This window comes from Scardovia wiggsiae (assembly GCF_051045985.1).
In the GTDB taxonomy this organism is placed as follows: Bacteria; Actinomycetota; Actinomycetes; order Actinomycetales; family Bifidobacteriaceae; genus Scardovia; species Scardovia wiggsiae.
This window is the reverse complement of the sequence record NZ_CP157350.1, coordinates 542589-556150: the sequence shown is the minus strand read 5'-3', so window position 1 is coordinate 556150 and position 13562 is coordinate 542589. Positions and strand designations below refer to the sequence as shown.

General features: G+C 54.6%; 8 protein-coding genes and 1 riboswitch. Of the genes, 5 read left to right on the top strand and 3 right to left on the bottom strand.

Translation table 11 applies throughout. The features are described 5' to 3' along the window. Nucleotide 1: 1 nt before the first annotated feature. Complete coding sequence (locus tag ABKA16_RS02370; RefSeq protein ID WP_380999191.1) at nucleotides 2-3763, bottom strand: tetratricopeptide repeat protein; 3762 nt, start codon at nucleotides 3761-3763, stop codon at nucleotides 2-4. A 92-nt stretch (nucleotides 3764-3855) separates the two neighbouring features. Here ABKA16_RS02370 and ABKA16_RS02365 point away from each other — a divergent pair, with 92 nt between their 5' ends. Beyond that, nucleotides 3856-6309 (top strand): hypothetical protein, encoded by a 2454-nt coding sequence (locus tag ABKA16_RS02365; protein WP_380999194.1) that lies wholly within the window; start codon nucleotides 3856-3858, stop codon nucleotides 6307-6309. On the opposite strand, the gene ABKA16_RS02360 is transcribed toward ABKA16_RS02365, so the two are convergent. Together ABKA16_RS02360 and ppgK are read right to left on the bottom strand one after the other, a co-directional pair. Further along, on the bottom strand, nucleotides 6306-7541 hold the full coding sequence (locus tag ABKA16_RS02360; protein WP_380999197.1) for a pyridoxal phosphate-dependent aminotransferase: 1236 nt from the start codon (nucleotides 7539-7541) through the stop codon (nucleotides 6306-6308). The two genes, ABKA16_RS02365 and ABKA16_RS02360, sit on opposite strands and share 4 nt — an antisense overlap. 57 nt (nucleotides 7542-7598) lie before the next feature. Then, a complete protein-coding gene (gene ppgK / locus ABKA16_RS02355; RefSeq protein WP_380999200.1) occupies nucleotides 7599-8369 on the bottom strand; it encodes a polyphosphate--glucose phosphotransferase in 771 nt (256 codons plus the stop codon). Nucleotides 8370-8500: 131 nt separating this feature from the next. Here ppgK and ABKA16_RS02350 point away from each other — a divergent pair, with 131 nt between their 5' ends. From ABKA16_RS02350 to ABKA16_RS02335, 4 genes are all read left to right on the top strand, one after another. Then, a complete protein-coding gene (locus tag ABKA16_RS02350) occupies nucleotides 8501-9304 on the top strand; it encodes a nitroreductase family protein (protein WP_380999203.1) in 804 nt (267 codons plus the stop codon). A 52-nt stretch (nucleotides 9305-9356) separates the two neighbouring features. Continuing rightward, a riboswitch (FMN riboswitch) is annotated at nucleotides 9357-9474 on the top strand. Between the two features lie 3 nt (nucleotides 9475-9477). Next, nucleotides 9478-10044 (top strand): ECF transporter S component, encoded by a 567-nt coding sequence (locus tag ABKA16_RS02345; RefSeq protein ID WP_380999206.1) that lies wholly within the window; start codon nucleotides 9478-9480, stop codon nucleotides 10042-10044. 9 nt (nucleotides 10045-10053) lie between these two features. Continuing rightward, nucleotides 10054-12633 carry an energy-coupling factor transporter ATPase gene (locus tag ABKA16_RS02340; RefSeq protein ID WP_380999209.1) on the top strand — a complete coding sequence of 860 codons (2580 nt, stop codon included), beginning with the start codon at nucleotides 10054-10056 and terminating at the stop codon, nucleotides 12631-12633. Between the two features lie 107 nt (nucleotides 12634-12740). Further along, complete coding sequence (locus ABKA16_RS02335; protein WP_380999212.1) at nucleotides 12741-13379, top strand: hypothetical protein; 639 nt, start codon at nucleotides 12741-12743, stop codon at nucleotides 13377-13379. Nucleotides 13380-13562 lie beyond the last annotated feature (183 nt).

The following is a 13562-nucleotide window of genomic DNA, read 5'->3' as shown; positions in this document are numbered from 1 at the left end:
GCTAAGCATTCAGTGATCTCAATACCTGTATCTGCTGGGATTTGACCGATAATTCATCCGTGTCCTTCATCCTCGCTGAAGAAACGAGCAGTGTGCGTGCAGGTATGAATAAACGGTTATCTACACATACCTCAGCCGCAGCGCTCACAATTTCAAGCACCTGCGGGTCGGGCCACAGGGGGAGGCCATGGCTGCGCATAACTGCCGCCGCCTCTTCTTCGCCTGACGGCAGCTGTATGTCCTGGGAACGGGCACGCCGCACAAGCTCCTCAAGCTCTGAGCCTAGCGGCTCCATACGCTCAGGGCCGATCTGGGCACTAAGGATATATGCGGCTGCAGCTACATCAAACTCATCACGCATCCATGCCGCATATGCCATCCGGTAATACCCGAACGCGGCATCATCCCTGTCCTGGGCAATAGTTACCGCATTCACTGTTGCGGCAAAAGCCGAATCCCAGTCTTCTACGAGGGCGAGCCCTACCGCCTGACGCAAATGGGCCATGGTATATGACGGAGCGTAGGAAACTGCCTTATTCAGATGCTCTGCAGCCTTGCGGGGCTGCCCCATAAGGAACAGGGCATCAGCCATCTTGAAATGGGCATCGAACAGTTCGTCCGGTATAAGGACTGTCCGCTCACCAGGAGTAGCAAATAAATGATTATAAATAACACGGTCAGCATATGAATTAAAATACCGGGGAACAGTACCTTCAACATGGAAGTGTTCATCCAGTTCGGCGATCGCCTTCTCCTGGTTGTCAACAGACTGTGCGATCCTCCCCTGCTGGATAAGCTCATTGGAATGGAAACGCGCCTGCTCAAATTCCCTGACCCATGACAAAGACAGCGGCGGCACATCATTGCCGTCAATAAGCGCTGAAGTAACAGCTGACGCCTGTGCCCTGGCCTCAGGATCGCCCGTTGCCTCAATATAGCCCATCACAGTTTGGGCTTTATCGGCACTCGACATATGCGGGTTCCGGGCTATCCTGCTGATGGAATCTGACAGCCTGTGGATAACATCCGCGCGCTGGATAGACAGCCCCGCAGTATCAGCAGCACCCATAACTTCAGCCATATCATGACTGAAATCCCTTTCAGCCACCTCCGGCTCTTCATGGGCACCTCTCGGAGAAAAACGTTCATCATGGATATCGACAGGCGCAGTTATCTCCTTAAGCCTGCCCTTCTCATCCGGATCGATAACTGCATCAAAATGGCAGTAGAATCCCATCGGGTCATTAAGCCCCTGCTGTTCAAGGAGGCTGACGAACTCGTCCCTGGTGAAAGTCACCGCTGCTACCGGCGTCAAGGGCATTATGCCGTCCTCGCTTGAATCCACATTGACCCCCGCGCTGCTTACGGAATGCACTGGGAACGGGAAGGGAAGGCTTGCGTCGAAATCTGCCTCAAAACCTGCACCTGTATCCGGACCCGTGCCGGTACCTTCCGTATCGGAAGGATCCGACAGGCCGGGAGTATCCCCTGCATCCGGACCTGTGCCTGAACCGCCTGAGGGGCCCGTCCTATCCGTGTCCAGATCAATATCATGGACCATCTGCTCAAAAATACTGTTGATCTCTTCCTGCGACCTGGCCGTATCTTCATTCCCGCCCTGGCTGCGCATACCGCGGCTGCCGGCAGGGTTGACAACGCCCCGCGGCTGCCCCGCTACTGTCATGCCTACATCACGCCCGTGGACATCCCCGTCTTTGGGGTTTGATTTTTTCTCTGTTTCATCATCATCACTGCCGCCAGACAGCATCTCTATCCGCTGGGACAGGTTCTGAAGCTGCTGGGAAAGCGATTCAAACGAGGTAAGGATCTTTTCAATAATATTGTGCGCAAGTACAGTACGTTCCTTCAGCTTTTCTTCAAGGCCAAGGGAATCCAGGCGCAGTGAGACCTCCCTGATCTCAGGCGAAGATGCGAAGGCAGCAGCGGCAAAGACGATGCCCAGGCGCAAATTGTACTGGGTACTCAGCTGCTCGCGTTCCTCTTCGGGGATGCCTATGCGTTCACCGGTATACGGATCATAGCGGTGCTGCGGCATCATCAACGAACTGACTGCGCTGTAGGCGACAGCAGCGACACCGCTGTCAATGTTGGACCGGAAATTGATGTCATACCTGAAGGGGATACGCAGATGGCTGATAATACGGGCAAAAAGCTGCCGGTACTGCCATTCGGTAGTGTGGGGGCCGGGGGAAGCATCAGTCCCGGGGGTGCCGCTTCCGGCCTGCGGGGCAAGCGACCTCACAAGCTGGTACAGCTCATAAGCTGCATTCGTAGAATCCACTGTTTCCGCAAGGTTCTGCGTATCCCCCAGCAGAAAACGCTGGTCCCACGGGAGGCTGCTGCTGTGCAGGGAGGCGGGAGGGCGTGCATCAGACGGCGTGAATCCAAAGGCAAACATGCTGTCAGAAGTATCATCAGCGGATGCAGCAGGATCAGCAGCAGAGCCGGCTTCAGTAAGCCTATCCCCGGCATTTTCATCATCTGACCTATCCTGCTGCCCACCGGTATAACCATAGCCACCGCCATCAGCGTGAGAAGCCGCGAGATAATCCTCTGCGGGAAGATATGACAGTGCGCCGAATGCAGGGTTCCTCAGCAGCGCCAGATCCAGTTCGCTGATATGCCGGGCATCAACGGTATCTTCAGTAAGGCGGTTCCCCATGGCATCATTTGCCTCAAGAATGTCGCTGATCATGCGGACACGGTTGATGGAGCTTTCCAGGCGGATGGCGTTAAGTGCCGGTGCAAGGTCCAGCCCAGCCCATGACATCATAAATAGATGGGTGTTTTTATTCGAAACCAGTTCGGCCGGCTCTTTGCCATGCACAGCTTCAAGACCCGGCACAGGTTCAAATACATGGGCATCATCAAGGGAATCTATGAAATAGGTCTGCAGCCCGGAAACCTTGAAACCGTCGGATGCAAGCTGTTCAGCATCTTTTCTGATACTGCGGACAGCACTTAGCGGGGCCTGCCGGGCCAGATGGTATGAAATATCCCCCAGCCCGTATATAGGGGTCACATTGCAGACCAGAGGATAAAATGCGATGCCGAAAAATGCTGCTGCAGCCATATCCTGGTAGCTGAGCTGTGCAGCCATGCGCGCAGGAAGGTCCGACAGGGTCTGTTCGAGGGTAAATTTCCCATCTGACTCAAGCCAGTTCGCTACCCATTGGCTGCGTGCAGAACCGGGCACCCGAAGGACTACAGCGCCATGGGAACCGTAAACGGTACTGCTGTCCGCCTCCCCGCCGCCTAAAAATCCGGCCCCCTCGATACGGCCGGCAGCAAAATGCCCCTCCGCTTCCTTCATAAAGCTCAGCAGAGGTTCATTGGAGGTGCTGATGCTCGGATACTGTTCATCTGTCGCATATATATTCCCTCTGCTGTCACAAAATGCCATCGGGATAATATGGCTGTCATCGGGAAAGAACCCTATAAGCACAGAGACGGGAAGCCCCACGGAAATGTCATGCGAAAGGCTGTCATCAAGCGCAGCCCATCCGATATGCGGGAACGGGAAATTATCACTGTAGGGGAAATCAGTGATAATATGCCGCTGTACAGAAGGCGAAATACTGTACCCCTGCCAAACGCTGTCGAACCCGCCGCTATGCGACTGCCGGAAATCGGAGGATGGGCCGGATGCATGGAACTCCTGCGGTCCCTGCGTGCCGGTCGGCACATCATTATGCTCGCGTTTGCTGCGGCGACTGAAAAAGCCACGTGGAAATATAGGCATTATCTCCTCGTATATGGATTGCATTATGCGGTTCTGTCTATTTTCCCAAATTTACTAGACATCTCATGCAGCCGTAACGCTACAATATTCATGTGGCGAAAAAAGGGTATCCATCTGTCTCAGCGGCACGCAGGAAACATATTCCGCGTACTGCAGTGTACCTTATTGCCGCAGCGCTTATTACCCTTATCCTTGAAGCCTCAGTTTTTAACCTTTCATTCTGGAAATCGAAAGCCTCTCCGCCTGTGCAGCCTACCGCCGAAACGTTCTCCCTGGTCCAGCTCCGCGCAGATAACCGCTTCGGCACAGGGCTGAGCTATGCATCTGCAGAGAATACGCTTACTATCACTGACCCTTCGCACGCCTATATTGATATCCCGGTAAAAGGGCGGATAACGCAGGTCTTTTTTGACACTTCAGGGGCACATCTGGATTATGCTAACCTTCCTGCTCACAACCTCGGCACTATCCATACAAGGATCGACAGCTGCACGGGTTCAGGCAGCACCTATATCTCAGGGAAGGCTGTCCAGTTCAGCCCCTCTGTCACGCGGACTGCGTATGTCCCTCTGCCGTCCCAAGTTTCCACGCTGACAGCCCAGGGGCACAGCCCGGGGGCGAAACTGCGCGTCTGGTTCAGCGATTCTGCAGGGTCGCATCTGGCCCTCCACGCCATTACAACGAACCCTGACACGCCTTTCTCTTTTAATCTGCTGCGCGTCGCCATACTTTTTGCACTGTTGTGTTTCCTGATCCTGCTCAGGCCCCGCTCAGAACTTTACAGGATCACCCTTGAACCGGGATCCGCACGGTTCCGCATATTTTTCTTTGTATGCATTATTGCCCCCTGCATTGCGATAACCGTCCTCAGCGGTATTTTCCTGGGCTGGACTCAGGATTCGGGCGTGTACCTCCAGTATCCGGGAAGCTATACATATGATTTCAGCCAGTACCAGCTTTCAGCACAGGCTATCCTTAAAGGGCAGCCGTGGCTTGACCTGCCCGTTGACCCCCAGCTCCTCACTGCACACCACCCGCAATCAGTAGCTGAACGCAACGCCCTCCTCGCCAATGGCACAACGATCTACTGGGATTACGTCTTTTATAACAACCACTGGTATTCCTATTTTGGCATCGTCCCCGCCCTTGTTGCCTTCCTCCCCTTCCAGGCTGTTACCTCCCTGTTTCACACCGGAGGGCTGTGGCTGAATACTATTGTTGCCAGTTTCGCGTTCCTGTGCCTTGCCGTTATTTTCGGGCTACTTGCACTCGTAAGGTTCCTCAAAAGGTATTTCCCCAATATATCCGTAGGGCAGACGCTTATTGTGACCCTTATGATGGTGGCAGGCAGTACTATCATTTCGCTGTTCACAAACCTGACCTTCTACTGCATCCCTACAGCAAGCGCTACTTTTTTCGCTGCGCTCGGCTTCTGGCTCTGGCTCGGCGCACGCCGGACCTATGATCCCGGCCTTAAACGGTACCGGCCATGGACCAGGGCCGATGCAGGAAATGCCGCAGAGAGCCGGATATCTTATCCCCATATTATTTTTGGTACACTGTCTATCGCACTTACTGCGGGCTGCCGCCCGCCGTTTATCCTGTCTGCAGTTCTGCTTATCCCCCTCTATCTGGAATTGCTCCAGACGCAGCGCGGCACTGCAGCACAGCCTGCCGCAGCTGCTGCAGGTACCGCAGCCCATGCTTCCGGTGCCTCACGCAGGAACATAACCCGGCAGCAGATCAGGCTTACAGCTGCTGCACTTATTTCAGCAGTTGCAGGACTGCTCCCTGTCCTGCTCAACAACCAGATCAAATTTGGTTCCATTCTTGATTTTGGCAGCAAATACCAGATAACTGTTGATGATCTGACTGCATATAAACCTTCCGCACAGTCAGTAGTACAGGGGTTTGCGGCCTATTTCTGGTCGCCGCTGCAGCCAACAGCCAGCCGCGGGTTCCCGTTCTTCAACTCCTATAAGCCGCGCCTTATCCCCTGGATGTACTCGGATAATATCATTGCCGGGATATTTATATTCGCACCGTTATGCTGGCTGGTTGTCTGCATTATATCCCCTTCTGTCCTGCGCGCACTCCGCAGGTCGCGGACCCTTCTGCTTACCGTGCTGTGCATTGCCCTCAGCTTCGCAATGTGCCTTATGGAAACATATATGGGAGGTGTTGATTGGCGCTATATGAATGACTTCTCCTGGATACTCACTCTGGCTTCTATCCCCATTTTTGTTATCCTGTCCACCTGGTGTCTGCAGGCCATGGACAGGACAGGCACGAAAGCAGCAGCATCGGGCAGCTCAGGAAAATCGGTCAGGTTAAACAGCCCTAAAAGTCCGGCAATGCGCCGCATAATACATTCCGCAGCACACTCGCCGGCTGCAGCAGCAGTACTTATGTGGATCCTTGTACTTACTGCATTTTTTGAGCTTATCTTCCTTGTGCTGACGATTTTTGACCCCTCAAGATCCCATGCCATTATAACGATGGCGCCTGCTGCATATCATCTGCTTGCCAGCGTATTTATGATCTAAACCCTATATTTATGTTTCAGGGCGGGACCTTGCACCAGCCTGTCCACTGCAGCGAGCAGGGCATGTACATGTGCCCGGAATACTTCGGGATCAGGAAGAAGGGACAGTGTTACATACCCGTTAGACGGCATATCGAAAAAATAGCCGGGCTGCGGCACAATATGGCAGCTGTTCAGCAGTTCCAAGGCCAGAGTGTCCTCATCCACAGACGCCGGGAATTTCAGGAGGACGTTCCAGCCGCCTTCAGCATTCAGCATATCAACAGTAGAACCGCTCTCCTGCCCGAGCAGCCGGTGCAGGGTTGCGAGATTCTCCTGTATACGCCGGAGGACAATCTCTGTACGGGATGGGACCTCGTTTAACAGGCCGGGAAGGGCGCTGATCTGGAACTGGGAAAGCGGGAGGAAATCATCAGCAATGATATCAAGCCTGCGCATAGCTTCACCAGCGTCATCCCTGGGGCCGCTTACCTGGATCCAGCCTATTTTGGCGTGAGGCGCAGCCAGCGCTTTCGACAGCCCATCCAAAGCAAAAGTAAGGACGCGGCTTTCCCCTGCGATCCTTCCCCTGCCTGGCACAAGCATAAGCGGATACCCAAAGAAGACTTCATCAGCAATAACCGCAATATTATTTTCCCGGCACAGCCTGATAACGCCTTCACGCTCCCGCTTCCTGACATATGATCCCGTAGGGTTATTGGGGTTGATCAGGACGGCTGCCTTGATTTTCCTGCCTTCTGATGCATACCTGTGTATTATGCCTTCCATAGCCTCCAGATCAATGTTCCACTGCCCGTCATAAAACAGTGTATATGGTACCGCTTCAACGGAAGCAAGCCGGGCTATGGATTCAATAAGCGGGTACCCCGGCTTGGGGCCAAGCACTGCGTCACCGGGATCGCACAGCAGCATAAAAAGCCACATATAGGCCTGGGATGTTGAGCTGAGTATATACAGATTATCTTCAGATACCGGATCTGATCCCGCATCCTCTGTATGTTCCCGTCTGAGGCGTTCATGCAGGAACCGGGCAAGGCTGGTACGGGCAGACGCATCGCCCCGCGGATCTGCAGTATACTCCTGAGGGAGCGCTGACGGGGCCAGTCCCCAATGGGTAGGGTTGGAATCATTCATCGCAGATAATGATATCCCCTGTGCCTTCAGGCGCGCAGCCTCACGGGCAACAGGGTTCACAGGCGATTCATCTATACGGTGCGAAAACTGGTAAGCCACCCCAACAGTGTAGCACCTGTACTCAGCCTCCCCGCAGGCGCATCAGGCAGGATCTGCCTATGCCTGGCGCCTGGCCTGCTGTGAAGCGAAATAGGCTGCACCGACGATACCGGCATCATTGAGCAGCTGTGCAGGGATTATAGGCGTAGTGATATCGATATAGGGGAAGAATTTTTCGCTCTTTTTGCTGACACCGCCGCCCACAACGAAAACATCGGGGCTGAAATAATGCTCCAGAAGGCGGTAATACTGCGTCAGGCGCTTGCCCCATTTCTTCCATGAAAGGTCTTTGCGAGAGCGCGCCGAATCCGCGGCATACCTCTCCGCATCCTTACCATCAAGCTCCAAATGCCCCAGTTCCGTATTGGGTACAAGTACGCCATCCATAATCAGTGCGCTGCCGATACCGGTGCCCAGGGTCGTTGCGATCACAAGGCCCTGTACCCCTCTGGCCGCGCCAAACCGGGCTTCCGCAAGGCCGGCAGCATCGGCATCATTCACAACATGACATTCCCGGCCGGTACGCTCGCTCATAAGCTGATTGATATCTACACCGATCCATGATTTATCGAGATTAGCCATAAAATCCAGAGGACGCCCGGGCTTGATAGGTGCCGGGAACGCAATGCCGACCGGAGTGCCGTCATGGACATCAAAATGGTCAAGTATCTGCCTGGCAACATCTGCTACTGCCTCAGGCGTAGATATCGCGGGGGTGGGGATCCGAAGCCGCTCATCGGCGAATTTGCCTTCGTTAAGGTCTACCGGCGCACCTTTTATCCCCGATCCGCCAATATCTATACCGAATGCCTGTGCTGTTTCAATCATGATCCCTCCTCGGACCAAGCAATTATCAATACCTTTTGAATTTTAGCATACCCCTTTATCATCTTTACCGCCGATACCTGAAAATCGATATCACAGTGGAACATTTTATGGTTTTGGAGGATAATACGGGTATGGCTGATTTCCACACTTCTTTACTTGATGCTGTCAATGTGCGGATCACAACGCGCATGTACGAAGATGAAAAGATCGACAGCGACCTGTCCCGGCAGCTTCGCCAGAATATAGATGCAGTGAACCTGATTTCAGGCCTGCATATGCAGCTTATTGAAAACTGCCCTCAGGTATTCGCCCGGGCAAATGCAGAAGGGCATTTCAGGAACGCACAAAATTTTATTGCGCTTATCGGTCCTGCAGGCAGTGATGAAGCCCGCGAAGCAGCCGGATACTACGGCGAGCGCCTGGTACTGTCCGCCGTCCTTATGGGGCTCCAGACAGGATGGGTCGCCGGAAGCTGGGATAAGGCTGAAGCTGAACGCTGCTGCGATATCAGTGATAATGAAGAGCTGTACCTGGGCATTGTTATCGGATACCAGGAAGAGTACAGCGCGCTTATGGAAGAATCATACGAACAGCGGTGCGAAACCCAGCGGACCCACCGGCCATCGAAAAGCGCTGATGAACTGTTCACTGTCAAGGCTGCCGCAGGCACTGCTTCTGCCGGTACTGCTGCCGTGCCTCCCCAGTGGTTTATGGATGGTGTAGCTGCAGCCGCCAAAGCCCCTTCAGCAATGAACCGCCAGCCTGCCATGTTCTCCTATGATCCGGGAAGCGGGTCTGTTGAGGCATATATCGGCGGCCGGGACAGCACTATGTTCGCATATATTGATCTGGGCATCGCCAAGCTCCATTTCCAGATCGGGGCCGGAGGCGGATCCTGGGAGTGGGGAGACCGCGGCACCTTCAGCCAGCGCTGAATACGGCAGGCTTCTGCCTGGTTGTCCGCGCCTGTGTTAGTGTTATAAGTATCACAAGTTTCAGGGCAGGGTGGGATCCCCTACTGGCGGTTGAGCCCGCGACCCGCGAAAGCGGCTGATCCGGTATGATTCCGGAGCCAACGGTATAGTCCGGACGGAAGAAACGAGGAAATATGGATAATCCCGGCAGCCATTCAACGAACAGGGCCGGCACACAGGGCTGGGGCACGCAGCAGATAGCAGTCTATGCACTTTTTGTGGCGCTGGGGATAGCGCTGAGCTTCATATCTTTCCCCGTATTCCCCGCAGTGCCGTTCCTCAAGTACGACCTGAGCGGTGTTATCTGCCTTATTGCCGCTTTTGCATACGGCCCGGCTGCAGGGGCAACTGTCAGTATCCTCACGTATGTCCCGCATCTGTTTACCAACCCGGTTGGTGCGGCCATGAATATGCTTATCATGCTGTGCTTCACGATGCCGGCTGCATTCATATATAAACGCAGCCATACCCGGGCCGGCGCAGCGGCTGCACTCGGTACAGGAGCTGTCCTGGCTGTTGCCGCAGCACTGGCCCTTAACCTTGCCGCAACGCCTCTGTACTATCACGTTGATGTTATGCGTTATGTCGCCCTGATCCTGCCGGCATATCTGCCCTTCAACCTTATAAAGATGGGGCTGCACGCTGTGATCACTTTTCTGTGCTATAAACCGGTATCACGCATGGTCAAAAAGGACAGCTGACTGACGTTCATGGCTGATCTGACCGCTCCCCCCGCTGTTGTACTCGACACGGTAACATATGTGTACAGCAATGCCGCTGTCCCTGCGCTGGACAGCATATCGCTCTGCATACGGCAGGGCGAATGGGTCTGCCTGGTAGGCGACAACGGTTCGGGAAAAACAACATTGTCACGTATTATTGCAGGTTTGTCGCATCCGGATTCGGGGAAGGTATCACTGCTGGGGACAACGGTATATAACAGCAGCCCTGCGGATACGGGGGCGGATGCTGTCGATTTTGATGCATACGCCGCGGTGAAAAAAAAGATCAGCATAGTATTCCAGAACCCGCAGGACCAGATAGTTTCCAGTATCGTTGAGGATGATGTGGCATTCGGGCCGGAAAACCTTGGAGTACCGTCAGATATTATTACCCAGCGTGTATATGGATGCCTTGATACAGTGGGCATGCGTGCAGAGGCAGGATCAGACCCTATGGACCTTTCCGGCGGGCAGCAGCAGCGCGTGACCATTGCTTCAGCGCTGGCTATGGACCCGGAGATACTTATCCTTGATGAGCCGACCGCTATGATCGACCCTGCGGGAAGGCAGAAACTGATGGCAGCCCTCCGCTCGGCACACCGGCAGGGGCTTACGGTCATCTTTATTACCCATAATATGGAGGAAGCTTCGCAGGCTGACCGTATCATCGCTTTAAGCCACGGGTCTGTACAGTATGACGGCCCCGCAGAAAAATACTGCCGCCCCTGCCCCCAGGATAGGACAGCAGAGGAAACACCGGCCGGGACCGGACATCGGCCGTATAGTACGTCAAGCGCTGATCCCTGTACCGCCGGCGACGATGAAGAGATAACGGACGAAGCACTAAAACCGTACGGCATCCCCGTATCTCATATCTTTACGCATAATAATTTTACGCATAATAATACTGTCTCCGACGGCAGGCATGGCATTCCGGGGGGTACTGCCCTGCCGGGCATATCTGACTCCCCTTCAGGCGGCAATACCGGCATTCCGGATAATCGCACCGCAGCAGTTGGGCTCTCGCATATCAGCTACAGGTATGCGGGCAGCGACACTGACATCATAAACGGGCTGTCGCTCGGCATCCGTAAAGGTGAATTTGTCGCCCTATGCGGGGAAAACGGTACAGGGAAATCTACCCTCGCCATGCTTATGTGCGCTCTGGAGAAACCCCGGTCCGGGAGCGTGGCTGTAGACGGCATGGATGCTTTTGCGCGCAAAAACCGCACAAAGGTCCGTTCGCACATCGGGTATGTCATGCAGCATCCGGAGAACCAGCTGTTTGCCGATACTGTAGCTGATGATATCGCGTACGGCCCTGCATGCCTGGGGCTTCCTCCCGATGAGGCGGGTAAGCGCGTGGACGAAATGCTGAAACTTGTAGGGATTGAACATCTCAGGCAGCGTTCGCCATGGGACCTCTCGGGCGGGGAACGCCGGCTTGCGGCCATAGCAGGGGTACTCGCCAATAAACCTGATATCATTGTGCTTGACGAACCGACAGTGGGCCTGGACACCCATGCGCAGGAACACATCCTTTCGATCCTGCGGAAGCTCCACAAAGAAGGAGCCACTATTGTCATCATCACGCATTCCCTGCATGTGGCAGCCGGGAATGCTGAACGCGTAGTGCTCCTCCATCCCGGTACCGAGCCTGGGCATAGTACCGATACGGACAGGGGCACAACGGATACGGGTACACATACACAACAGCCGCAGCCTTCAGATACCGGCCAAAAAACCGGTCCGCCGCCCGGGACAGCTGCCCGCTGCACCCCGCAGGGCTCCCCTCTGTCGCGCCTTGATCCCCGCACACTGATCTTATGCGCCATGGCAGTAATGGTCAGTTATTTTGCGGTCTCCAACGGCGCCATGCTGCTGTGGTCGGCAACGGTCACGCTATCCGCAGCCGTCCTGCTGCGCGCCAGTATCCGCGACCTGTGGGCAAGGCTCAAAGGGTTTATCGCCCTTTTCATTGTTATGGGAGTGCTCAATGCCCTGTTCACGCGCACAGGGCAGCCCCTTATCCGCTGGGGGGATTTCCTTATTACCACTGCCGGCGTATGGACGGCGCTGATCTATTCCATGCGGCTTATACTGATGGTCTGTATTGGCGCTCTGCTCCTTATGGCCATCCCCCCTATGCGTATGTCTGACGCTTTTGAATCGCTTATATCGCCGCTGAAACTGTTCAATGTCCCGACCCATGATGCAGCATTCACCCTCACGCTAGGGATGCGTTTTATGCCTGTGCTCTCAAGGGAATTCCGCCACCTTCGTCATGCTCAGGCTGCGCGCGGGGCATCTATAGGGTACGGGAGCCTGCGCACACAGGCAAAATCCCTGTCTTCCCTTGTTATACCGGTACTGGCTGCAGCTATCAGGCACGCGCACCACCTGTCCGATGCACTGGATGCGCGGTGCTACACCGGCACAGCCCACCGCTCCACGTGGCATCCGATGCATTTTACAGCCCGCGATATAACCGCAGCCGTCATCACCGCCTGTATGATCGCGGCACTGGTGCTTCTGCGCTTTGTTCCCAGCGGCAGTTTCCAGATCTGATTGGGTATTCTCAGCAGCATAACAAGTGGTATCTTGAAGAGCGAGGATAGTATCAAAATGCATATGCACAGATGAGAATCTGCACTGTACAAATAAGGAGGATCGAAATGCATAGACGGACATTCGTTGAAAACGGAGTCGGCATGCGATACGACGCCGGCTCAGCTGTGTGGTCTTTCGATCACGACCTATGGGGCAGTGTGGTACAAGGTGAGTCTGAATCGCAGGCATTAGCCCGGTTCAGGGAGCTTTATGGCCCCTTCACTGTTGCAGAACGTATTGAAGGTGATGAGAAGTCTTTCGCTCAGGATCGGTTACCCGCTACTATCCAGCAAAGGCTGTGGACACGGACTATCCTGTTGGCGCAGCATAACAGAGCGATCCGGCTGCTCCATACAATCCCGGCACAGGCATTGGACTTTGACGATCCCAATCAGCAGATAGCTTCCTACGCGACTTGGCGTACCCCCCGGCTTGTTTTCTGGCATATAGCCGATACAGAATCCCGATACTACATCCCCCGCTGCGGGCTGCCTGATCGTGACAGGCTGCCTGACCTCGAACAGGAACTTGTGGCCTCCCATGCATATGCAATGAATGTCATCGATTCAATCGATGCTGAGGTGGATGCGGTAACCGGCCATGAAGAATGGACATCCGTCAAACTCCTCAGGCGTCTGGCCTATCACGAACGTGTCGAACTGGATATTATCGAGGCAATGGTATCCGCCTGGGGATCCCGATAGGGCTCAGATAAAGGCGCCTGTCCTGCCAGCCGGTAGTATGCCCGACAACATGGCGGTCATTCTCTTCCACCGGGAAATATTCACTCGGGCACTTTCCTCAAATTGCCTGCCGGCGCCGGGGCCCCAGGCCTATGCCCGCTGACGGTTTGGCCTGCAGGAAGATACAATATCAGTAAACGGTAC

What these genes read in the sequence shown, in the direction of transcription:
- ABKA16_RS02370 (WP_380999191.1), bottom strand. Translation starts at nt 3,763, where the DNA reads ATGCCTATATTTCCACGTGGCTTTTTCAGTCGCCGCAGCAAACGCGAG.
- ppgK (WP_380999200.1), bottom strand. Translation starts at nt 8,369, where the DNA reads ATGATTGAAACAGCACAGGCATTCGGTATAGATATTGGCGGATCGGGG.
- ABKA16_RS02350 (WP_380999203.1), top strand. Translation starts at nt 8,501, where the DNA reads ATGGCTGATTTCCACACTTCTTTACTTGATGCTGTCAATGTGCGGATC.
- ABKA16_RS02345 (WP_380999206.1), top strand. Translation starts at nt 9,478, where the DNA reads ATGGATAATCCCGGCAGCCATTCAACGAACAGGGCCGGCACACAGGGC.
- ABKA16_RS02340 (WP_380999209.1), top strand. Translation starts at nt 10,054, where the DNA reads ATGGCTGATCTGACCGCTCCCCCCGCTGTTGTACTCGACACGGTAACA.
- ABKA16_RS02335 (WP_380999212.1), top strand. Translation starts at nt 12,741, where the DNA reads ATGCATAGACGGACATTCGTTGAAAACGGAGTCGGCATGCGATACGAC.